General features: G+C 36.2%; 18 protein-coding genes. 8 read left to right on the top strand and 10 right to left on the bottom strand.

Annotated elements, in window-relative coordinates:
* The first annotated feature begins 29 nt into the window (after positions 1-29).
* Positions 30-497 (top strand): ankyrin repeat domain-containing protein, encoded by a 468-nt coding sequence (locus OD90_RS07975; protein ID WP_144668658.1) that lies wholly within the window; start codon positions 30-32, stop codon positions 495-497.
* Between the two features lie 26 nt (positions 498-523).
* Here the strand turns inward: OD90_RS07975 and OD90_RS07970 are convergent, their stop codons facing one another.
* Both OD90_RS07970 and OD90_RS07965 read right to left on the bottom strand, forming a co-directional pair.
* Positions 524-1219, bottom strand: coding sequence for a PolC-type DNA polymerase III (locus OD90_RS07970; RefSeq protein WP_144668657.1), 696 nt, complete (start codon positions 1217-1219; stop codon positions 524-526).
* A complete protein-coding gene (locus tag OD90_RS07965) occupies positions 1219-3129 on the bottom strand; it encodes a DUF294 nucleotidyltransferase-like domain-containing protein (protein ID WP_144668656.1) in 1911 nt (636 codons plus the stop codon). Before OD90_RS07965 ends, OD90_RS07970 begins: the two co-directional genes overlap by 1 nt.
* Before the next feature lie 64 nt (positions 3130-3193).
* Between OD90_RS07965 and OD90_RS07960 the strand changes: the two genes are divergently transcribed.
* On the top strand, positions 3194-3973 hold the full coding sequence (locus tag OD90_RS07960) for an amidohydrolase (protein WP_144668655.1): 780 nt from the start codon (positions 3194-3196) through the stop codon (positions 3971-3973).
* Here OD90_RS07960 and OD90_RS07955 read toward each other — a convergent pair.
* Together OD90_RS07955 and OD90_RS07950 are read right to left on the bottom strand one after the other, a co-directional pair.
* A complete protein-coding gene (locus OD90_RS07955; RefSeq protein WP_144668654.1) occupies positions 3960-5636 on the bottom strand; it encodes an Ig-like domain-containing protein in 1677 nt (558 codons plus the stop codon). The genes OD90_RS07960 and OD90_RS07955 overlap by 14 nt on opposite strands.
* A gap of 41 nt (positions 5637-5677) precedes the next feature.
* Positions 5678-6358, bottom strand: coding sequence for a ComF family protein (locus OD90_RS07950; protein WP_144668653.1), 681 nt, complete (start codon positions 6356-6358; stop codon positions 5678-5680).
* A gap of 53 nt (positions 6359-6411) precedes the next feature.
* On the opposite strand from OD90_RS07950, the gene OD90_RS07945 reads away from it, so the two are divergent.
* The 3 genes from OD90_RS07945 (at position 6412) to OD90_RS07935 (ending at position 12068) form a co-directional block, all read left to right on the top strand.
* Positions 6412-7290: a hypothetical protein gene (locus tag OD90_RS07945; RefSeq protein WP_144668651.1), complete on the top strand. Its 879-nt coding sequence runs from the start codon at positions 6412-6414 to the stop codon at positions 7288-7290.
* A gap of 175 nt (positions 7291-7465) precedes the next feature.
* A complete protein-coding gene (locus OD90_RS07940) occupies positions 7466-9001 on the top strand; it encodes a glycine--tRNA ligase (protein WP_144668649.1) in 1536 nt (511 codons plus the stop codon).
* Between the two features lie 112 nt (positions 9002-9113).
* Positions 9114-12068, top strand: a complete 2955-nt coding sequence (locus tag OD90_RS07935; RefSeq protein WP_144668648.1) for a proprotein convertase P-domain-containing protein — start codon at positions 9114-9116, stop codon at positions 12066-12068.
* 70 nt (positions 12069-12138) lie between these two features.
* On the opposite strand, the gene OD90_RS07930 is transcribed toward OD90_RS07935, so the two are convergent.
* Together OD90_RS07930 and OD90_RS07925 are read right to left on the bottom strand one after the other, a co-directional pair.
* Positions 12139-12483 carry a hypothetical protein gene (locus OD90_RS07930; RefSeq protein WP_144668646.1) on the bottom strand — a complete coding sequence of 115 codons (345 nt, stop codon included), beginning with the start codon at positions 12481-12483 and terminating at the stop codon, positions 12139-12141.
* Positions 12484-12528: 45 nt separating this feature from the next.
* Positions 12529-15873: a hypothetical protein gene (locus tag OD90_RS07925; RefSeq protein ID WP_261374484.1), complete on the bottom strand. Its 3345-nt coding sequence runs from the start codon at positions 15871-15873 to the stop codon at positions 12529-12531.
* Positions 15874-16072: 199 nt separating this feature from the next.
* On the opposite strand from OD90_RS07925, the gene OD90_RS07920 reads away from it, so the two are divergent.
* The 3 genes from OD90_RS07920 to OD90_RS07910 are packed head-to-tail and all read left to right on the top strand — an operon-like array spanning position 16073 to position 18896.
* Positions 16073-16840, top strand: coding sequence for an exodeoxyribonuclease III (locus tag OD90_RS07920; protein WP_144668644.1), 768 nt, complete (start codon positions 16073-16075; stop codon positions 16838-16840).
* A 6-nt stretch (positions 16841-16846) separates the two neighbouring features.
* On the top strand, positions 16847-17827 hold the full coding sequence (locus tag OD90_RS07915; protein WP_144668642.1) for a flagellar motor protein MotB: 981 nt from the start codon (positions 16847-16849) through the stop codon (positions 17825-17827).
* A 34-nt stretch (positions 17828-17861) separates the two neighbouring features.
* Positions 17862-18896, top strand: coding sequence for an aldo/keto reductase (locus OD90_RS07910; RefSeq protein ID WP_144668640.1), 1035 nt, complete (start codon positions 17862-17864; stop codon positions 18894-18896).
* A 119-nt stretch (positions 18897-19015) separates the two neighbouring features.
* Here the strand turns inward: OD90_RS07910 and OD90_RS07905 are convergent, their stop codons facing one another.
* From OD90_RS07905 to OD90_RS07890, 4 genes are all read right to left on the bottom strand, one after another.
* Positions 19016-20374: an acyl-CoA dehydrogenase family protein gene (locus OD90_RS07905; protein ID WP_144668639.1), complete on the bottom strand. Its 1359-nt coding sequence runs from the start codon at positions 20372-20374 to the stop codon at positions 19016-19018.
* Between the two features lie 62 nt (positions 20375-20436).
* Positions 20437-21585, bottom strand: coding sequence for a peptidoglycan DD-metalloendopeptidase family protein (locus OD90_RS07900; RefSeq protein ID WP_144668637.1), 1149 nt, complete (start codon positions 21583-21585; stop codon positions 20437-20439).
* A 74-nt stretch (positions 21586-21659) separates the two neighbouring features.
* A complete protein-coding gene (gene radA / locus OD90_RS07895; protein ID WP_144668635.1) occupies positions 21660-23030 on the bottom strand; it encodes a DNA repair protein RadA in 1371 nt (456 codons plus the stop codon).
* 215 nt (positions 23031-23245) lie between these two features.
* On the bottom strand, positions 23246-24391 hold the full coding sequence (locus OD90_RS07890; RefSeq protein WP_144668633.1) for an alpha/beta hydrolase: 1146 nt from the start codon (positions 24389-24391) through the stop codon (positions 23246-23248).
* Positions 24392-24404 lie beyond the last annotated feature (13 nt).

The raw sequence follows: 24404 nt of genomic DNA, 5'->3' as shown, positions 1-24404 counted from the left end.
CACTAGTACTTCCTAGGAATGTTGGTATTATGAACGATAAACTTTTTGATGCGATCCGCAATGGAGATTTAGAAATGGTAAAGGCGATCATCACGGCTCATCCAGAACTTGTAAATGTTAAAGATCAGCGTGGATCCACACCATTACTTTTATCAACATATTATGGTAATCAAGATATTGCAGAAGCATTACTAAAACAAAATCCAGACATCAATGCAAAAGATAGTTCTGGGAATACAGCATTGATGGGAGTTTGTTTTAAAGGGTATAGTGTGATTGCAAAATTACTTATCGACCACGGTGCAAATGTAAATGAGGTAAATCATAACAACGCTACTGCTCTTATATATGCGGCTACATTTGCACAAGCAGAGATTGCCCAGCTTCTTGTAAATAACGGGGCAGATACTTCACATAAGGATGATAAAGGGAATACTGCCTACGATCATGCAAAAATGCAAGGAGCTAACACATTAATGGATATTGTAAAAGAGTGAAATTTCTAAAAGGGTTATAGATAACACTACCTTCTAAAAAGATGTTTTACTTTAAGACAGCCATCGCTATTTAACTTCTTTATAACTTTAATAAATATTAATGCTGTAATAAGAGCATCTCCAGCAGCAGTATGTCTGTCTTGTAGCGGAATTTTTAAAGACTCTGCAAGCTCATCTAGCGTATATCTTTTTTCCTGTAGTTGATTATTTATAGGGTGCACTAACCTTTTATATAGAAATTCTGTGTCAAGAATTTTATTCTTGAGCTTCCCGAGCTTATTGCGTTTGAGCGCTTGGTTGATTATAGCAATATCAAATCCTATATGATGACCCACTAGAATCCCTGTCCCTATAAATTCTAAGCATTTTTGTATCGCTTTTTCTTCACTAACTTTTTTGTAATGCCCCTGTTTTAATATGCCGTGTATGGCAGCGGTTTCAGGGTTATAAACATCTTGTTTTACAAGCAGTTCAAGACTATCTATTACAGATATTTGATTGCCTATGACAGCAACCCCGCCTATAGATAAAATTCTATCTTCCTTATAATTAAGTCCGGTCGTTTCTGTGTCAAAAACGATAAAGCGAGTTGTTTGTAGATCGAGATGATTAAGGGTGTTACCTAAAAAGCCAGTCTTAGATTTTTCCACTGCAAATGCTTCTTGATATTTCTGCCAGAATTCTGGGGTTGCAAGAGCTTTATTCTTTTTAAAAACAGGCACTAGCTTAGATTTTGCGTTTGGAACCTCACTTGTATTAATTCTTGAACATCTCTTAAAGGTTTGAAACAACGTTTCAACTTAAGACGTTCTGATTTAGATAGATTTGCAAGCGTAATAAACCTCCCGCTAGTACCATTTTCTAAGCCTTGCTTTACTCTAAATTTTAATAGTGCTTTAAATGCATACGCGCAGCTTTCATATAGTTCACTATTGTTTGGTTCGATAACAGCCAGCTTTTCAAACCTAGCTGTGGTATTATGTATACCACGCTCATTATGATATAATGACAACACGCGGGCGGCACCTATGAGAGGAGCCATTGCTCGATTTTTAATGTCAAACTCGTCTTTATGTTCACCGTTAGATTCTACTAAAAAGTTGCGAAAAAAACTTACAGGTGGTGGGTTTTTAAGGGCATCCTTTGCCATAAATCTAAAAAAAACAGAGGATTCTTGTAGGCGACTAAATATATCTGCAGTAAGCTGTTCTGCAAGTTTTTTATCACCATATACAAAGCGATAGTCAAAAAAGATCCCAGATAACAGCATACTCTCGGGAGATGGGCTGGTGATCCAAGTAGCAAATTGATGTTGCCACTCAGATAGTGATAAACAATATAGTGGATTACTAGCCATCATATCTGCTGGGCAGTAATCATACCCTATTTTATGCAAACGTTTATTCATTCTATTAGCCAGTTTTAGAAAATAGGATTTGATGGCTATAGACTGGTTTTTTGGCACATCTGTATAAATAATGGCATTATCTTGATCTGTGTATAAAAGCTGTTCTTCTCTACCTTGACTTCCTAGTGATAGCCAGGCAAATGGTACTGGTGGACTCTCTTTCATCTTGCGCAGTGATAACTCCATGGCACGCTGAATCAAAGCATCTTTAAGTGGAGCAAATACGCTCAAAATATGAGATAAGGGTAAATTTTGATCAAGATATCGTTTAAGTAAGATCATTGCCTTTTCCCAAGCTAGACGTAGTATTTTAGTTTTAGGCGCACGTTTTATTTCTTTTATCAATTCTCCAGGGCTGTGACCGTAAGCCACCACTATGTCGTGCTTACTCAATATGCCTACTACTTCAGTTTGTTGGGTGCTATCTTGAGTAATTACTAAATGACTAATACCATTTTTTAATAATAATAGTTGTGACTCAGCGACTGTAACCTTGACACCTGCGCATACTACATCGTTAACCATGACATCAGTCACGGTTGTTTCTTCTTTAAGGATGTCATTTGCAATTGCATTACGCAATTCACGATTAGTCAACACTCCTTGTGGAATGTTATTTATTGTTACAACAAGACATCCTATTTGATGCTCTTGCATCAACTGGGCAGCTTTTTTAATAGATGTAGTAGGACTGCAAGAAATAATATCTGTGCTATATCTAGCTTGCTCAAAACCAAGAAGGTCACCTCCTTTTTCTGGCTCATATTCAGTAAATAATGCACCGCTTTTTTGAAGCGTGTAGGGATCTTTTATGTTAGACGCAAAAGTAGCAATTAGATAATTGGAGATGGTTTTATTCGCTTTCGCGAAAGCGGAAAACTCCACCACAGGTAGCGTATACAGTATAGTTTCCTCATTTGCTGTAGCAGTAGTTCGATAGGTATCTTCTGAGGTTACTTTTAAGCCAAAAAGATCTCCTTCATCACAAATATCTACCACTTTAATCTGATCGCCAGAAGGTCGTGAAAGTCTCACGGCTCCTTGTTGTACTATATAAAATCGATCCTTGTAAACTGCATCTCGCTCAAAAAGGACATCTTCTTTATCAATATAAATTACAGTGGCTTGTGTACATATGTTTAGTAAGTCTTCTTTTGCCATAAAACTAAATGGCGGAAATTGCTTTAGAAAATCGTAAATGCGATGCGCAATAGTGTTCTGCATACCAGATGTTTCATTTATATAAAGATACTAAAGATCATTTTGAAGTATACTGTATATTTATGATATGAAAACAAAGAACCTTAAGATTTCACTTTTACAACTTGAACTCGTTTGGGAAAATCCCTCTGCAAATAAAATTAAATGTGAACGTTATTTTAAACAATTACGAGAAGATTGTCATGTTGTTGTTTTGCCAGAAATGTTTACCACAGGATTTACGATGAACCCAAAACTAATCGCTGAAACTATGGATGGTGAGACCGTGAACTGGCTTAAAGATTGGTCATCAAAACTAAAGATGGCTATATGCGGAAGTGTTGTGGTGTCAGAAAATGATAGTTTTTACAACCGTTTTTTATTTGTAAAGCCAGATGGCACTATCGTGCATTATGACAAAAGACATACATTTAACATGGCTGGTGAGGGAGAGAGGTATACAGCTGGAGTAGAGCAAATAATTATCAACTATTTAGGCTGGTCTCTATTTCCTCAAATATGTTACGACCTACGTTTCCCTGTTTTTGTGCGCAATACGATGCATTATGATGCCATACTATATGTTGCAAATTGGCCTAAAACTAGGATTGCCGCATGGGACACCTTGTTAAAGGCTCGCGCTATAGAAAATATAAGTTACTGTATAGGTGTAAATCGAGTAGGTTTCGACGGAAATCAACTGGAGTATGTAGGTCACAGTGGTGCTTATGACATGTTGGGAAATGAGATGTCCCAGATAGAAGAAAAAGAGGGAATTACGTCAATTACCTTATCTAAGCCTGACCTCAATGAAACCAGAAAGAAGCTTCCATTCTTAGAAGATAGAGATACCTTTACTCTTCTATGATATCATCACCTTGTATAGTGGCAGGAAGATTATTTGTATTAAGCTCAAATAGTTCTTTTGCAAACCAGCTAGGTCTTACTTCAATCACTTTAGGGTAATTAATTACCTTTTCTGGCTGTCTGTTTGATAAGAAACTACCAGTGTCAAATGTCCTGTTTTTGTTAGCATCTTCTATTATCCTTATTCTATACTGACCTGGATTTAAATACCCGAATGTAAAGATGAGTTCTTCTGTAGCATACCTTTTTTCTATCACTTCCATGTCTGAGTCGAGAAGTTGTATGATATACGGGAAGTTTGTTGCATTTGATAAGGTAAGCTCTATCTCACCGTAATCTGAAAGTTCTTTTGTCTTTGCGGAAAAGGTAAGTGTGTCATTCTTTTGCCCAAAGAAGTCTGTAATGGCATTTGGCATCATTTGGATCTTGTAGGAAGTAGCTTCCTTACGGTCAAAATTTAGATCCAGTGCTGTAGTATTTTCTTCTAAACTATAGGTGAAAGGTATTTCCGTAGAGTCTTCTACAACTTTAATTAATTCTTTTTTGATACTATCCAAAGGAATATTTGATTGAATACGATACGGCTTATCAAAGGGAATGTTAGTACGCGATCTTGAAGAGAAGCTCAGAGAATCTTGTTTTGGGGTTCGTATACGTACTTGCAGAATATCAGAATATCCAGGCGCCTTAACGTTAAATATCAAAGAATCTAAAGTAATTTTTGGTTTATACCAGTAGTAGAGTGTGTCTTTAGCTTTTTCTGTGATAATTGTGGTAAGCTTTTTATCTACTGTCGTTAGTCTTTTGATGCTAATACTGTCTCTATCTCCTTCTATCCCAAATGCAATTCTTCCTTGCGCCGCATGTTTTGGTCGAGAAGATTTATAAGCTAGCTCTTCAGAAAATAATTTTAAAGTATATGACGTGTCAGCAGGTACGGTTATAAATTCTTGTAAAAAGCCGATTTGGTCTTTTTTAGGTTGAAAGGTAAAGTTTGCATCCTCGTCTTTCATAGCTACTAGGGCATACTTTCCTTCCTTAAGATAATCCAGCTCAAACGTTGTTAGGCTATCAAGAGTATTTGTAACATACAATGGCCGTTCCTTATAGATAATAGAATCTGTATAGGAACTATCTGCTTTGTAAAGCATCACTGTTACAAAATTTGCTGGTTTCTCCTTAACAGCATCTATAATAGTACCTTTTACTTTTAAACTATCAACAAAATTACCTGTTGATAGCACATATTTGAAAGAAGCAAATGGATTCCCTTCATTATTGTCAACAATACTCAATCCAAAATTAAAAACATAAGTCGTGTTCTCTGCAAGTGTATCTTGTATGGAAATCTTTATATATTTAGAGGCAGAACCTTGTGGGGAGATAGAATAATTCTCAATGGGAGGTGATACAATAAGTTGTTTTTGTAAGTCTTTTAGTTTAATAAACTCATCAAAGTAGATACGTACTTCATCTGCATCAAAATTTGTTGTAAAATTAGGAGGTGTAGCTTTTACAAATACTGGAGGTATACTGTCCTTTGCCCCCCCTTCAGGTCTACCCCTCTTTGCACAATTAGTAAGTGTGATAGATAGCAATAGCATGAGAATAGCTAGCTTTATTCCTTTTATTAAATTAACGTGATACCAATGCGAGTTTTCCATCTGTCTGCAAAGAAACAATTATTTTTAACTAAACGAAAGATCTATTGAGCTATTGCCATTACTGCAATACTCAACGTAATGTTAGGAATTTTCAATAATTGTAATGCACAAGATTCTAAGGTAGCACCCGTAGTAAGAATGTCATCACAAAGTAAAATGTGTTTTCCTTCTAAATTTGAATAGGGAGAAATCATAAATGCATCTAAAACCTCATCACTCCGCTTAAATCTCCCTTTAAACACTTGTGTTTTGGTATTTTTAGATTTTAAAAGTATATCATCTCTATATATAGCGTTTAAGTGATGCGCGATTTGTCTCCCAAACCCAGTAACTTGGTTATAGCCTCTTACTCGCTTTTTTTTAGGATGAATAGGTACTGGAATTACAACATCGATATCCATATATCCATCAATTTTTGCAAGTTCCACACCCAGCCAATTCCCCAAGACGGAGCTTATTTCATGATGACCTTTATATTTAAGGTTATGCATAAGCTTTTGTACAGGTCCTTTTTTTTCAAAATAAAAAAGGGATGTCGCATTTTGTAGATTGATGCGACCATAAAATACTTTTTTGATAGCACTATCGTTGTAAGTATGAAAATTTGTAAGAGGAAGCTCTAGGCGACAAGCAGTACAAATACATTTTTCTGTACCGTATAGATCTAGATCACAACAGTTACAGGTTTTAGAAAAAAATAGAGATCGTAGGGATTGTAGCAAGTGTTGTTCTTTTTTTCTAATTTAACCCTTTTTTAACAGATACGTTGTCATCAATGAGTACTAAAAGTACAAATAATACACTTCTTATTCTCGTTATTCTTTTATGCCTAGTAGTTACAGCATTAGGTTACTATACGTATGGATTTCATAGTGAAGTTCAGGCAAGAGAAGCGCAGCTGGCAGAAGAAAAGGAAAGAGTAGTACAACAACTAGAAGAAGAATTATCTAATTATAATGCACTGCTAGAGGAGAAAAATGCACTCAAAACTAACCTACAACAGGCTCAAACAAGATTAAAACAATTAAAGAAAACCCTCACTAGTAACAAAATCACAAGAACTACTGTACAAAAATTGCAAATCGAAATAAGAAGACTCCGTAGAGAAAGAGAATTTTTTAGTACACAAAATGATAGTTTGCAACTTGAGACTAAACGTTTAGCCACTCTACAAGAAGAAACTCAAAAAGCGCTTGAGTTAGTAACAAAATCTCAAGATAGTATTCAAAAGTCTAATAAAGAATTATCAGAAAGACTCATGCAGGGAGCACGACTTACGATAAGCAATCTTGCTGCTCGTGGTGTAATACAACGTAATAGTGGCAAGTTTGCAAATACTTCAAGAGCAAATCGGGCAGAGATGATTCAAGTCTGTTTTACGATTAATGAAAATAAACTAACACAAGAAGGAAATAAGACGTTTTATGTGCAAGTGAGCTATAAAAACAAAGTAATTGGGGTACAGCGTTATGAAGATTGGCCAGATGGTACCACCATCATTTATAACACAAAAACAACTATCCCTTATAATCAAGAGGCCTATACTATATGTGAGCTGGTACTTCCCATTCAGAAAATGAATGGAGGTGATTATACAATAAATGTATACCACGATCAAGAATTATTGATTTCTACAGAGCTTGGTTTAAAATAAAGACCACTCCATTTCGGTAACTACAGATGTATCGCTATTTTTACTACCTACATTTTTTAAGCAAAATAACTAATAGCTTTTCATACTAAATGGGTTTAAAATGAGTACGCTTTCGCGAAAGCGTATTTCTCATAAAACCATTTTAGCAATGTAAAGGAAACCAATTATAGATACGATGGCAAAGCAAGAAGACCAGTTTAAAAAAGTGATTTCCCACGCCAAAGAATACGGATATATTTTTCCAAGTAGTGAAATTTATGACGGACTTAGTGCGGTATATGACTACGGGCAAAATGGTGCCGAACTCAAAAAAAATATCCGAGAATACTGGTGGAAGAGTATGGTTCAAATGAATCAAAACATCGTAGGTTTGGACTCTGCCATATTTATGCACCCAACTACATGGAAAGCCTCAGGTCATGTGGATGCATTTTCAGATCCACTTATTGATAATAAAGACTCAAAAAAGCGCTATCGAGCAGATGTACTTGTTGAAGATTATGCTGAGAAGCTCAATATAAAAGCAGAGAAGGAAATAGCTAAGGCAGAAAAACGCTTTGGAGATAGTTTTGATCGTGAGCAATATGAAGCGACTAACCCTCGGGTAATAGGGTATAGAGAAAAGCAAAAAAGTGCAACAGCTAGACTTGCAAAATACCTGGATGCAGATGACTTAACAGCTGTTAAAGCACTTATTGAAGAATTAGAAATAGCGTGTCCAGAATCCGGGTCAAAAAACTGGACAGATGTACGTCAGTTCAACCTTATGTTTGGCACAAAATTAGGAGCTTCTGCAGAGACTGCAACAGATCTTTTCTTACGCCCGGAGACAGCCCAAGGAATTTTTGTCAATTTTCTGAACGTGCAAAAAACAGGGAGAATGAAAATCCCTTTTGGTATCGCTCAAACCGGTAAGGCATTTAGAAACGAAATTGTTGCGCGACAATTTATTTTTCGTATGCGTGAGTTTGAACAGATGGAGATGCAATTTTTTGTGCGACCAGGAGAAGAAATGAAATGGTATGAGCACTGGAAAGAAACTAGACTTATGTGGCATAAATCATTAGGTCTAGGTGATGAAAATTATAGGTTTCACGATCATGAGAAACTTGCACACTATGCAAACGCAGCTGCAGATATTGAGTTTAACTTTCCTTTTGGATTTAAAGAACTGGAAGGAATACATTCACGAACAGATTTTGATCTTAAAGCTCACGAAGAATTTTCTGGCAAAAAATTACAATTTTTTGATCCAGAACTTAATGAAAGTTACGTTCCTTATGTGGTAGAAACTTCGATAGGTTTGGATCGTATGTTTTTAGCAGTATTCTCAACTGCACTACAAGAAGAGGAGCTTGATAATGGATCTTCTAGGACTGTCTTAAAATTACCAGCAGTACTTGCGCCCGTAAAAGCTGCAGTATTACCACTTGTTAAGAAGGATGGCCTTCCAGAAATCGCTCATCAAATTATTGACAATCTAAAATTTGACTACAATGTTATCTACGATGAAAAGGATGCAGTAGGTCGTCGCTATCGTCGTCAAGATGCCGCTGGAACACCATTTTGTATCACGGTAGATCATGATACTAAAGAAGATGGTAAAGTAACAGTAAGAGATCGAGATTCTATGGAGCAAGAAAGAGTTGATATCGATGAATTACAAACATTATTAGATAAAAAGATTAATTTCAAACACTGGATGTCATAAATCACTTACTTTCAGTAGATAAATGTCCACTAAGTGGACATTTGTTTGTTAAAGAGTTATTAAATTGATTACTTTTGATATTCATTTAGAACACAATGTTAAACCATAAACTATGAAGAAAATTACCTTTTTAATACTACCAATATTGTTTTTCTTGAGTCAAGATTTTTATGCTCAAGATGCAAAGCAGATAAATAAACCTTTTTCGGTTAAAAAGGCTTTTAGTGTAACTAAGATGCCTTCTATTTCCTCCAAAAAAACACTCTATCCTTCTACAGAAAAAACGGGTGAGGTACAAGATGGGAGAGCAACCAGACACGAAGTAATTATAGGAAAAGGAAATAATACACCAGACTTTTTTGCAAATAACCCAAGTAAAATGGAAGGGGCGATAGTAGGAAAAATGCCATCTTTGGTGTTCGAGACTGCACAATCAAATTCTCAACCTACAGATCCTTCTGGTGCTATAGGTCGTAATCATTATTTTGCTGTTTTTAATACAGGATTTAGAATTTTTGATAAAGATGGAAACGCTTTAACGCAAGAGTTAGGTGTTTTAAATATTTTTCCTGAGAATAATCAATGTTGTGATCTTACTGTATCTTATGACAATCTAGCAGATAGATGGATAGTATCTATTCTTAGTTCTACTAATGGTGTACAAGTTGCTGTTTCTGATGGTCCAGATCCAGTTAATGATAGTTGGAATGTGTATTTATTTCCAAATATTGCTGATTATAATAAGCTTTCTGTATGGAGAGATGGTTACTACATTACTCAAAACGGAAGTCCTAATGAAGTTTGGGTTCTAGATAGAGCCGCTGCACTTGCAGGTAATGAAGATGCACAAATCATAGGATTTTCATTACCAGGTCTTGTAACGAATGGTTTTAATAGTGCTCAAGCATTTAATATTACAAATGATGTTCACCCCAAAACAGGTCCTGCTGCAATTGTTTATATGCAGGATGATGCTTGGACGGGTGTAGATAATGACCATATTAAGTTATGGGAAATTGATTTGGATACAAACAATTTCTCAAACTCTACCATATCAGATCCTCAAGAGATCGTAGTTAGTGACTTTATATCAGTTTTTGATGGAGGTAGCTTTGCAAATTTACCCCAGCCTAATGGTGGTCAAGCTATTGATGCTCTTCAAGCTACTATAATGAATCAAGCTCAGTTCAGAAAATTTGATAATCATAATTCTGCTATTTTTAATTTTGTAGTAGATACAGATGCAACAGATGAAAAACTAGCGGGTATAAGATGGATGGAATTTAGACAAGCAGAAGATGGTGGGACATGGTCTCTGTATCAAGAGGGAACATATACAGCTCCTGACAATAAGCATGCCTGGCATGGGAGTATGGCTATGGATGCACAGGGGAATATTGGTTTAGGATACACCTCTATGGGAGGGCCAAATACTGTAACTGATGGTAGTGTTGAACTCACCCTCAGTTCTTATTATACAGGAAGATTTGCAAATGATGAACTTGGAGTGATGTCTGTACAAGAAACATTAATTGCAACTGGAGCTGGTAATATTCCAGGTTCAGAACGATATGGTGATTACGGAAAAATGGATGTTGACCCAATAGGTGATAGGGCTTTTTGGTTTTTAAATGAATATGTTGGTGATCAAGGTAGAGCAAATGTATTAGGTGTTTTTCAATTAGCTCCTACGTTAACTAATGATGCAGGAGTGGTATTATTAAACTCTCCTAATATTGGATTATTAGCAAATCCCTCAGCTGAAATTGGTATTGAGATATTCAATTACGGATCTGAAGCTATATCAAATTTTGAAGTTTCATTTCAAATTGATGGAGGTGCTGTTGTAACTGAAACATTTGCTGATGTAATTAACCCTGGAGAAACTTCATCTTACGTATTTGATGCAACTGCAAATCTAAACGGATCATCAGGTACTACCTATGAGATTGCGGTTTGTACTTCACTTACTGGAGATGGTGATGATAACAATGATTGTAAGACTATCGAAGTTACATTGTTAGAGCCAAACGACCTAGGTGTTGTAGCTTTACTTAGCCCGATAAGTCAAGAAGGTTTAACAGATAGTGAAGAAGTGACCATATTAATAGAAAATTTTGGAGCTGATAGTCAAACAAATTTTGATGTAAGTTATGTGTTAAATGGAGGGGCTACTGTTGTTGAAACTGTAAATAACACTATAGAGTCTGGTGCTACACTTGAGTATACATTTAGTCAGACAATTAACGTATCAGCCATTGAGGAATATGAGCTTACAGCTTCAACACTTCTTGACAATGATGGGACTCCGGCTAATGATTCATTTACCACACAGTTTTCTAATCAATCATGTTTAGGAAGTGATAATACCACTTCTCAAGCAGTGGGACCAGATAGTAATGCGGTTACAGAATCTATCATAACTATTGATCAGGATTTTGTGTTAACTGATGTTAATGTGACTGTAAATATAAATCATACTTGGGTAGGTGATTTACTTATCGAAATTATTGCTCCAGATGGGACAGCGGTGGTGCTTGCTAATAGAACTGGTGGAACCGGTAACAGTGGTGATAATTATATTAACACTTTGTTTGATAGCGATTCAAATCTTAGCATTAATGAAGGTACTGCACCTTTTACTGGAACTTTCGCTCCTCTAGAAGACTTAGGAATTCTAAATGGATTAACGTCAGGAGGAGATTGGAAGTTAAGAATTACTGATAATGCAAATGATGACGGCGGAACCTTAAATAGTTGGTCTATTCAGTTGTGTGCATCAGAAGTTCTTGGAGTACCTGAAGATCTATCATCAAAGTCAAATTTTGAAATTTTTGATCTAGGAGAGAATCTTTATAGACTCAATTTAAATACTCAAGATATTACTGAGAGGTTAGATTTAGATGTTTACAATTTAAATGGTCAACGACTATTAAATAGAAGAATTTTAAATAACGGCACTGGTTATCAGTATGATCTCGACATGTCATACGCTGCAGCAGGAGTGTACATTGTACGCTTAGGAAATGCAGAAAAAGCAAAAGTAGGGCGCATTATAGTAAAATAGCTTAACTTAAAGTCAAAAAAAACCGTTATCAATTGTGATAACGGTTTTTTTATAAGCAAAGCTTAAAAATTTAATCTCTTATAACCATTTCTGAAACAGCAACTGGAGAGGCTTTCGTACAACGTTGCATTCTACGTTGTGGAGTATACTTAAGCCAAACTTTCTTGCCAGATTCTAAAAAGGTTTTATCCATATCCATAGTTTCGACAAAATCACCGTTTTCAAGTTGTATTGCCCACTCACAGTCTCCTTGAGCCTTTGATTGCACAATCGTTCCAGAAGTATAACCCTTAGGATTAAATGTTACTTCTTCAGTTAAAGCTGACTTGTTGCTTTCTTCTGAAGCAGCTTTTTGTCCACAGCAAGAAAGCGCAACTGCCGCAACAAGTGAAAGTCCTGTTAGGTATGTTTTCATATTCATAGTTTGTTATTTTAAGATGTCTAAAGATCGAAAAAAATATCAGAAGAACGCCTTAATTTGCACATTTCCTGTATGTACTGTTCGAGAAGATTTACTTGATCTTCCAAAATAAGAAAGATTTAAATCAAGAAATTTTGTAATTCTTTTCTGTGCTACAAGAGTCCAAGTGAGATTCGTGCCTGGTTGCAAGCCTTCTAAAATTTGATAAGCAACGGGAGTAAAGGCACTTCCTTCAAAACTATTCTCAATATACTTGAGCTCACCATTAATAGAGACTTTTTCATAATCTGCAAGCGCAAAGGAGACACCAATATTATTTTGGGAAAGAGACTCCATTTCTTGAATAGTATTTTCTTTACGTTGAAATTGATAAAAAAGAGAAGCACGTGATTGCTTCCCAAATAAATAAGAGATTGTAGGATTCCAGCTGGTGGTTTTTAAGTCAAAGCTACGCTGCGCAAAATTCTCAGATTCACTACGGTTAAAACCCAGCTCACTTTTCAAATTAAATAGCCAACTCTCCTTTACTTTGTGTAAAAAACTAAATTGATGACTTTTTAAATCATTCTCTTGTAACCCAGTAGAAAGTAAGTTTTTTGTGTTACTTGAGAGGAGCGTGTACGATGTGGTATACCGTTGTTTTCCACGATTAAAAAAAAGTGTATTTCTAAAACTGATATTAGCTCCAATCTCATCTTTAGATTCTTTATAAGGATTTAACCTAAAATCATTTGTAGACCTTAATATTCGTTTGTCTAGCAGATAACTAGTTTGATTATAGAATCTAGCAAGCCATTTCTTAACGCCTTTTTTTCCAGACCATTGTGAAGGGTTGAGTGTAACTTGCTGGCTTATTTTGTTTTGATGAGTACGTACAAATACTTGATTAGGTAATAAGACCCTTATATACTTAGCTTGATCTTGAAATTGCGCTATTTCAAACTCTTCTAGTTGCTGTACTGTGTCATTATTATAATCATTCCAAGTGAAAGTACCTTGTCCTTCATCTACTTGTAAATATGTAAACTCTTGTTGTGGTTGCGTACCGCTATTGGTTTCAAAAACCGTATTCGTTCGTACGATGCCATTCGCAAATTGCTGATCATATAGTAATCTTGAATTCAGGGAATTTTCATCTTCACGATCGTCGCTATAGTGTAGCGTTCTGTAATTTGTAAATAGAGATAAGTTAGTCTTTTCGTTTTTTATGAGTTGTGACTTTAAATAATATGTGTCCGATGTATTGACAGATGTAATCCTATTAAGTCTTAGACTATCGCTTTCGCGAAAGCGATATCCCAATTCTATATATACGTTTGTGCTATCCCCCACTCCTGCAAAAGCACCATATTCATAAAAGCGTTGGCTATCTCCTGTAATGGAATCATTTCTTTTATTGACCCTTAAATTATCTTCAAGTTGATAATGTGTGCCTATCCATTTTTTATTAAAATCATATACAGCAACGGTATTTATACGATTAAAATCAGTTTCGAGTAGGGTGTCATTTGTAGTGAGTGTGCTTGCTGTAACAGATGTCCTTAAACTCCCTGTAGACCAAGCGCCCCGAAGGTTATGTTTTAGTCCATTATAGTAATTTAAAAAATGCAAGTTCTCAAACGTATATACAATATTTAAGTCTTTTATAGACTTATAAGCAAGGCCTAATGTTGTAAAATTTTGAGTACCTAATAATTTACCACTTGCGTTTGCTAGCGAATTTTCTAAGTTCCAATCGCGATTAAACTCTACGTTATATAGACCTTCAATGTTTTGAAAACTTTCTTGTATGTAATCCCATTTTCCAAACACGTGGAGCGTTTTAGCACTATCTTTTGAAAATAATTGATGATTTAGATCTATGTGCGTGGCGTAGCCATCATTATTATTGTCATCAAAATCAGATAAAGTATTCATATCATTTTTACTACCAGCGGCCTCAAAATTTATGAGCGTTTTATTAGAAGGAGTATAAGTTCCATTTATAACAGCTAGTTGTAGAAGACTGGGGGCAAATAGCTGGACTTGTGGAGCAAAAGAACCTTGAGAAACTCCATTAACAGGGCTTACATACTCAAAAGTTCGTTGCAGCGTGTTTGTTGTGCTCAAAATATAGTCACCTTGATTCTCACCTACATTAGTGAATCGTACTTGAAAAAGATTTTCGTCTGGATCTGAGCTAAATTCAAAAGTTTCTACTCCATTTACTAATATTTTTCGGTATAAAATTTTGTTCTCATCATAAGTCTCTGCAATGGCACTAGGTGCAATCATTTGATCCATATTATCTCCAGCGGCTTGAAGAATAGCCACTTGCTCTTGGGTAAGGTTTTGCTGTAAGGGTTGGTTTTTTGAATCACTTTCTGAATACACATGCGCAGAAATTTTAAGTTTATCATTTTCTTGAAAGCTACCACCTCCATAGGCAAGAAAACGAGTATAACGTCTTTCAGAGTATTGATACTCTACATTAATCCGCATTTCGCTATTTATAGGATAGGTAGGGTTAAAACGGATTTCTCCTGCGTTATAGTCTATGACGTAATCTTCAGATTCTCCGCGTGTGAGTGGAAATCCATTTACGTACACAGTCTCACTTCCTGAGACAATTAATACAAAAAGTTCGCCGTTAGGCCCTGTTAGCTTATAAGGACCTTGATTACCTTCTTGTCCTGTAAAAATACTTTGAGTAAATACACCACGTACAAGAGCTCCAGAGGCAAATAAATCTGATTTTTTTGTATCTGAATGGTTAATAGTGCCACCTAGTGAAAGTCCTTGAATTTTTTTTGTGAACTGCCCAAAATAGGACTCAGAATTCTGAAGGTTGATATCTCCTGCGCGTATTTTCCAATTATTAGAAAGTAATTCGATAAAAACTTGATCAAATTCGTCTAGATTTTGTGAATAACCTCCTTGCTGACTAGGGATGTTTGCGTCTTGTATAGATGCTCTGAGAGTAACTTTTTCGCTTAGTTTTCCACTTATTTGCAAGTCTAGTTCTGAGTTTATTGTGCTATTTTGATTATTGCCAGAGGTAACACCCCTCAAAATGCTTCCAGTTACATTTAATCCAGAAAAGGGCGTTGTGATGCTCCTTTTGTCTTCTGTATTTAGACTAATTACCTTATTTAATAAACCAGAACTATTAACTATTACCTCTGGATCAAATGCACGGTATGTCTTTGTCAAAAATTCTGGATAAACGCGATAAGTTATCAATAGAGAATCTGGAAGTTTTTCTCTTTTCGCTTTAATCGAAAAAATACTTTTAGGATAATTAATTGAATATAAAGTAGAGTCTACTACTCCGCCATCTATAGTGAGGACTTTGAACTGAAACGGATTTATTGAAACCGTATCTATTAAAACAGTTTCACGCACAGCTATTTTTTTACTTCGTACTTCTTGTGCAAGAATTGTTGTAGTAAAAATGAAGAAGAGTAGAAAGTGACCTAGTCGCATCAATAGTAAAACTCACATATTAAATAAAAAGTACATGCATTTCAAAGTTAAACTTTCTGCCATTTTTATGTGTCTCACCACAGCAGTATTTATAACTTAGCACTTCAATGTATAATGTATGAAGATTATCTCTTATAACGTTAATGGTATACGAGCCGCATTACGTAAGGGATTTGCAGAGTGGTTACAACAAGCAAATCCAGATGTGGTATTGTTACAAGAAACAAAAGCTACGCCAGACCAAGTAGATGTAGCAGTCTTTGAAAATTTAGGCTACGAGCACTACTGGTTTAGCGCTCAAAAAAAAGGGTATAGTGGTGTAGCGATTCTTACTAAAAAAACACCAAAAGGAGTTGATTATGGTACTGGAATAGCTTCCATGGATTTTGAAGGTCGTAATATTAGAATAGACTTTGACGAGTTATCTGTAATGAGTTTGTATTTACCTTCTGGAACTAATATTGCTCGGCTAGAGCATAAATTGGAGTACATGGATTTATTTCAAGATTATGTAAATGAGCTCAAACAAGATAAACCTAATCTAGTTATAGGCGGTGATTTTAATATTTGTCATGAGGCAATAGATATTCACGACCCAGTGCGTAATAAAAATACTAGTGGTTTTTTACCAGTAGAAAGAGAATGGATTGGTAATTTTATAGAAAGTGGATTTACAGATTCTTTTAGACATCTCAATAAGGAGCCAGATAATTATACGTGGTGGAGTTACCGAGCTAATGCTCGTGCAAATAATAAAGGCTGGCGCATAGATTATAATATGGTAAGTGACCCTTTACAGCAATATATTGATCGAGCGGTTATTTTAAAAGACGCAAAACACAGTGACCACTGCCCGCATACAGTTGAATTAAATTTTACAAAATAAATACTAATGAAAAAAATAGCAATACTCTTACTAGCAGGAATTACACTAACCTCATGTGTATCTAGAAAAAGTTATACGGACCTTGAGGCTCAATTTAACCGACTTCGTGGTGATAATCGCTCACTCACAGATGATCTTGAAGAAGCAAACAGAGAACTAGAAAAACTTAACAATGCTTACGACAAGGTCTCACAAGATCTTCGCGAGTCTACTACTAAAGTAGAAGAGATGGAGCGTGATTACGCTTCCGCGAAAGCGCAACTTGAACAATTACAGAGTAGTTACGAGGCATTAGCATCAAATAGTAGTGCCACTATAGCAGAGAATACTAGAAAAAATCGTGAGTTACTTACACAACTAGAAGCAAAGCAAAACGATCTTACCGCAAAGACAAATGCACTAGAAGCTGAACGTAAAAGACTAGAACAACTACAAAGAGACTTAGCAGATCGATCTGCTCGCGTAGATGAACTAGAGGGAGTAATCGCTGCAAAGGATGCAAAAATGCGCAATCTTAAAGAATCTATCTCAAAGGCACTAACAGATTTTGAAGGCAAAGGACTTACGGTGGAGCAACGTGATGGTAAAGTATATGTATCTCTAGAAAATAAATTACTGTTTGACTCTGGTAGCTGGACTGTAGGTGCAAATGGTACTAGAGCGGTAAAACAATTAGGTAATGTGCTTGCACAAAACCCTGAAATTGCTGTACTTATAGAAGGACACACAGATAATGTGCCTTACGGAGGTAGTGGGAATTTAGTAGGTAACTGGGATCTTTCGGCAAAGCGTGCGACTGCTATCGTAAATATATTACGAATGAATAGTAATATTGACCCAAAGAATTTGACAGCAGCTGGCCGTGGAGAATATGCACCTGTAGTTCCAAATGATACTGCAGAAAATAAAGCTAAAAACCGAAGAATTGAGGTTATATTAACACCAAAGTTAGATGAAGTAAACGCTTTACTTAATGATATTGATTAGTCGTTTAACTCTAGACAGTATTAATTAAGCCACTATGAAATATACAAATCTTCCTCATACGGATATTAAGGTTTCTAAGATTTGTCTCGGCTCTATGACTTGGGGCAGGCAAAACACAGAAGAAGAGGGCCATGCACAAATGGACTTTGCTCTTGATAAAGGAGTCAATTTTATAGACACTGCAGAGATGTATAGTGTCCCTTTTCAAGAGAAAACCTTTGGTGAGACAGAACGAATTATTGGAACTTGGCTACAGAAAAATAACAATCGAGATCAGGTTATTTTAACTTCAAAAATTACAGGACCTAGTCCTACATTTGAACCGATTAGGGATAACTTAGGTTTCTCTAAAAAGGCATTAGACGATGCACTGCACGGGAGTTTAAAAAGGTTACAGACGGATTATATTGATTTGTACCAGTTGCACTGGCCAGAGCGTAACACTAATTTTTTTGGACAAAGAGGATATACACACAATCCAGACGAGCAGTGGAAAGATAATATCGCCCAAATTCTAAAAACTCTAGAAGGGTACATTAAAGCTGGTAAAATTAGACATATTGGGCTTTCTAATGAATCGCCATTCGGCGTGATGCGTTTTATGGAAGAAGCTCGCAAGGGAGCTCCAAAAATGATTACCGTACAGAACCCTTATAGTTTATTAAATAGAAAAGATGAGGTAGGACTCACCGAAGTTTTACATAGGGAAAATGTAGGCCATTTGCCGTATTCTCCGCTAGGTTTTGGACAGCTTACGGGTAAATATTTAAATGGAACACCTAAAAATAGTCGCGTAGATTTGTTCCCTAATTACAATCGTTATCACAACGATAACTCATTTGAGGCAACCAGGCGTTATCAACAGATAGCCAAGGATTTTAACTTGAGTCTCACTCAAATGGCGCTGGCTTTTGTAACAGATAGACCTTTTGTGACCTCAAATATTATTGGAGCCACAAGTTTAGAACAACTCGAAGAGAATATAGGAAGTGTAGAGATCGCTTTATCAGATGAAGTTTTGAAGAAAATAGATGAGGTGCATCAGGCAATTCCTAATCCAGCACCATAGTTTTTAGCAATAGAATTAAGAATCCACTTTAAAAGTTAAGACCTGTCTATATTTAAATAGACAGGTCTTTTAGGTTTAGAGTTACGCTTTCGCGAAAGCGTACAAATCAATAGTACTCTTTAGCTCACAAAAGCGCTAAATCCAGTGATGGCTCTACCCACTATAAGAGTGTTAATTTCCTTAGTCCCTTCATAAGAATAAATAGCCTCAGCATCTGCCACAAACCTTGCGACGTTGTGCTCTAGTAAGATACCATTGCCACCCATTACTTCGCGAGCACGACTTACGACATCACGTGTGCGCATAGAACAGAACACTTTGGCAAGTGAAGCATGCTCATCTGTGAGTAACTCCTGATCTTGTAATTGCGAAAGCCGAAAACATAATGTTTGCATTGCAGTAAGGTTAGACAACATCTCAACGAGATGATTCTGTATGAGTTGGAATGAGGCAATGGGTCTGCCAAATTGTTCTCGTTTTGTGGTGTACGCAAGTGCATTTTCATACGCACCCCTCGCACATCCTACAGCTTGCCATGCAACAGCAGCCCGTGTCATTTTTAGAACAGACGCTGTGTCTTTAAAAGAATTTGCATTTTGCAAGCGATTACTTTCTGTAATGCGGCAATTTTCTAGCGTGATGAGTCCGTTTTGAACGGTTCTCAAGGCCATTTTATCTTCCATTTTTTCAACAGAAAACCCTTCAGCTCCTTTTTCTACTAAAAATCCTTTTACTTGATCGCTATCTACATCACGTGCCCAGATGATTATCACATCTGCAAAGGTGGCATTGCCTATCCACTTTTTTTGACCATTAAGCACCCACTCATCTCCTTCTTTTTTACAAGTAGTGCCTAAACCACCGGCTGCTCCAGAACCTACATCTGGCTCTGTGAGTCCAAAGGCACCTATTTTTTCCATACGCTGCATTTTTGGTAACCAGTGTTGTTTTTGTTCCTCACTGCCACAGAGGTAGATAGAACCCATTGCAAGACCACTATGTACGCCAAAGAATGTAGATAAAGACACATCTACACGAGCAAGTTCCATAGCGATAATACCTTCTGTAAGAAAAGTTTCACCTGCGCAGCCATAACCGTGATAGGCAAGCCCAGCAATATTTAGTTCTGCAAATTTTGGAATCACGTGATGTGGAAACTCAGCTCTGTTCCAAAAATCATTAGCAATAGGTTCTATTTCCTTCTCCATGAAAGCACGCACCTTTAGTTGTAGCGCTCTTTGTTCTGGAGTAAGTTGCAAGGCTAGATCATAAAAATCTCCATCTACCTCTGGAATCTGCTTTTTCCCTTTTTTACTCTGGCTTTTAAGCATTTTCATGAGTCCTTTAAGTTGGCGATCATCTAGACCGCCTACTGCTGTCATTACTTCAGAGAGATCTACCTTTTCAGATAGTTTTGCAATAGCTGTTAAGTCTACATCTTTAAGTAGGGAGATGGTTTGTTTTATTTTTGAGAACATAAGCGTCAGTTTTTCTTAAACTAAAGATACTGCTCTCTACATGGGGACTCATTAAAGAAACGTTAATTGCTTGAAATCAATTTTATAGAGGTTTTATAGATATATCCATTAAAGGAATCTTGCGTTGAGACCCGAAGCCAGTTTGAAGATTTTTCAACCACCTGTACAGAATCATTCTTGTTAAGCTGTGCTATTTTTAAGCCTTTTGAATTAGGTTGAAGTCTTAAGTTTGCTAGGTTTTTGATTATTCCAAAACTGGAATTAAGAGAATCATTTATCTTGGGTATCTGTTGGTGCTTCACAAAAGGATACGGATTTACAGCACCGCTACGATTATAAATACCAAAGTGTAGATGGGGTGGTGTTGTTCTTGCATTACCAGTATTAACCACGAGTCCTAAAGTATCTCCTATTTTTACGCGTTGCCCAGACCTTGCGATAATGCTATCGAGATGTGCATAATATAGGGATTGACCAAAGAAGCCATCTCTTATCCATACTTGTTTCCCACCTAACCCTCTCTCTCCTGTGGAGGTTACAATTCCATTTGTACTAGCGATTACAGGTGTGCCGCGGGAGGCAAAAATGTCTATACCCTTGTGTGAGCGTTTGCCTCCCCCTCGCGAGTCACCCCAAAAACTTTGAACTGCTTTATTTCCCTTATTACTAACCGGAAATTGATATTGAGGCTGACTATATATTTTAAGAGAAAAAGAGGAGGAAGCTTCTAACTCTGGATGTAGTAGTAAAACATAGTTTGCTGTTTTTTTTACTTCAAATTTCAAAGCTTTTTCGTCTCGTTGACTTGACTTTAATATTTGTTGACCAATTAAACTGTCATTTTCCCACTCAAATAAATCAAGAAAAACAAGGTTACTATCCACCTCTGTTGAGACTTCGGCAATTAGAATTTCTCCTTGCGATAATTTAAATGTATAGGATAGTGGTTGTAAATTTAATTCAGAAAATTGACCAACGGTGGTATGTGGGAGTTCTAGTTTAATTTCTTCTAAAGGATATTTTGAGGTGTCTTTATACGCTTTCGCGAAAGCGGTATTCCATTTTAAATATAAACTATCTGCTTTGTCAAAAGATCGGGCATACACTTCTCTTGCCGAGGGCTGGGTGATGGCATCTGTCGCCTGCTGTACTTGATTGCAGCTTAGGCACAAAAAAACAATAATTACAAAATAGAGGAAACGGTTTTTCACTCTAAGGACTATACAGAAAAGATGCCAAAGTTAATACTTTCATAGGGTGTAAGAATTTTTACAACGTGACGTGTTTAGCCAAAAAGATGTCTCACCACATCGTGTACTTTTGCTACTTTAATTACTGTAATATGATAATTTGTATCTGGAATTTTACAATATTTTGAAATCACAATACTAGTGAATCCTAATTTTTCTGCTTCTACAATACGTTGTTCGACACGATTTACGGGTCGCACTTCGCCGGCTAGACCAATTTCTGCAGCAAAACACATAGACTTATCTACGGGTATATCTACATTACTTGAAAGCACAGCTGCCACTACGGCAAGATCTATTGCAGGGTCATCTACAGAAATACCTCCAGTAACGTTCAGGAAAACATCTTTTGCGCCTAATTTAAATCCAGCTCTTTTTTCAAGAACAGCCAGTAGCATATTAAGTCGCTTTACATTGTAACCCGTAGAACTACGTTGTGGTGTACCATAAACTGCCGTGCTTACCAAAGCCTGTATCTCTATCATAAGTGGACGCATTCCTTCCATAGTGGTCGCTATGGCAGTACCACTTAATTCTTCTTCATTTTTTGAAATAAGTATCTCACTTGGGTTGCTTACTTCTCGTAAACCGCTGCCTTGCATTTCATAAATGCCTAACTCGTTTGTGCTACCAAATCTATTTTTATGTGCACGAAGGATGCGATATACATGATTGCGATCACCTTCAAACTGAAGAACGGTGTCTACCATGTGTTCTAAAATTTTTGGCCCAGCAATATTCCCGTCTTTTGTAATATGGCCTATCAGGATAACAGGTGTTGCAGTTTCTTTTGCAAAGCGAATAAGTTCAGAGGTGGTTTCTCGTATTTGAGAAATACTTCCAGCGGTACTTTCAATATGGTCAGAATGTAGCGTTTGTATGGAATCTATAATTACTATATCAGGTTGAATCTCTTCCACATGACGAAAAATATTTTGTGTCTTGGTTTCCGTAAGAATATAACACTGATCGCTATTAGGATTAATGCGTTCTGCACGCATTTTTATTTGCTGTTGGCTTTCTTCACCAGACACATACAGTGTTTTATAGGGAAGTGCTAGCGATATTTGAAGAAGAAGTGTACTCTTCCCTATTCCAGGCTCACCGCCAAGTAAAGTGAGTGATCCGGGTACCAAGCCACCACCAAGAACACGATTAAGTTCACCATTCTTAGTGTTCATACGTGCCTCTGAAGTTGTTGAAATGTCAGCAATTTTTAAAGGTTTGCTGGTGCGTGTAATCCCAGAAACTTTTTTTGCATCAGATTTCCAGTCTTTTTTATCAGCTTTTTGAACAACTTCTTCTACAATGGTATTCCATTGCTTACAAGCATTACATTGCCCTTGCCATTTTGCATGTTGGGTACCGCAGTTTTGACAGAAGAAAGTTGTTTTAGTTTTTGCCATAGGTGAAGACTTTCAGCTAAATTAAGTAATCACATAGAACAATAATTTTTTTTCAATTTTTTATTTAATTGAAAACCGTTCTTATTTGTATTACGTATATATTTACAATTAGAATTTATGGGCGTACTGTAGGGGGTATGTCGATAAACAAAGAAAGGGCTTTTATAAGCCCTTTTTTTAATTTTATTGGTTGCTTTCGCGAAAGCGTAATTGTATTAGTAACCAAAATCTTCTTTGATTTTATCAGATTTTTCAAGCATTAAATCCTTGGTGATGTAAGACACTTCTTCTAGAAGAAATGCATTTTGATAAGCTCTCATAGCTTTTTTAGGCTCCCCTAACATTTCTAGTGACAAAGCGATATAATAATTGCCAAGCATCGTATCTGGATATTGCTTTCTTGCTAATTTTCCTAATTCTTCGAGTGCTTCCCAATCCTCTTTCTTTTCTAATGCAGTTGAAATAGCAATATAATCGTTTACTCTGATGGGGTCAATTAACCCAAACAATGTTTCTATAGTGTCATATTTATCAACTAAGTAATCATAAGGAGCATCACTTTTTAAAATAACATCATTATAATCTTTTTTGCTAATGGGTCTATAAATAGAAAACATTTTCTCTAATGCTTTTGGAATAGCTCTACCTACTAATGAGTAGTGAGTTGCTCCTTGAAAGTTGTCAAAATTATATTGTAAACTTTCATTATCTATCTGTTTTATCTTACTGTTGAGTTCTAAAATAGGGTCTCTTAGTACACTTATGTCATCAGTGCCAGTGGCTAAATAATAGAATAATTTTTGTTCTATTACAGAAAGCCTAGATGTAATACGTTCCTCCATTTTTCCAGATAAGTCAGGACTAAGAGAGATGTATCCTTGGAACAACACAGGGTCTTTCATAAGATAAAAATTCATAAAGTTTGCTGTAAGGTCGTGTCCCACAGCTACCCTAAAGTTAGTTGTTCTATAATTTTTATCTAGATATGGCATTAATTCCATCCCTATAAATTCAAAAAAATCTACGCCTGTATCTGCAGGAAAAAAATTTACATCTTCATAATAGGTATCATCTTCTCGAGATCTATCTTGATTAATTCCTACCACGATTACCTGAGGCATTTCTTCCCAATAACTGTAATAGTCTACGTTACCCGCTACAGGCTCAAAAAGATAATCTCCATCAAATACAATTATAATAGGGTATGATTTTTCTGGATTCTCATCATAATTACGGGGTAGTTGTATTTTGAGTTGACGTGTAGATCCAAGTTTTTCAGATTGTATTTCTTTATAATCAATTTGAGAAAGAGTAGGATAATACGTACATATGAAAGCTAGAATTAGAAGGTAATTCTTCATAGTGATTATTTTA

Source organism: Dokdonia sp. Hel_I_53 (assembly GCF_007827465.1).
In the GTDB taxonomy this organism is placed as follows: domain Bacteria; phylum Bacteroidota; class Bacteroidia; order Flavobacteriales; family Flavobacteriaceae; genus Dokdonia.
Note: the sequence above shows the minus strand (reverse complement) of the source record. Positions and strands in the feature narration are given on the sequence as shown.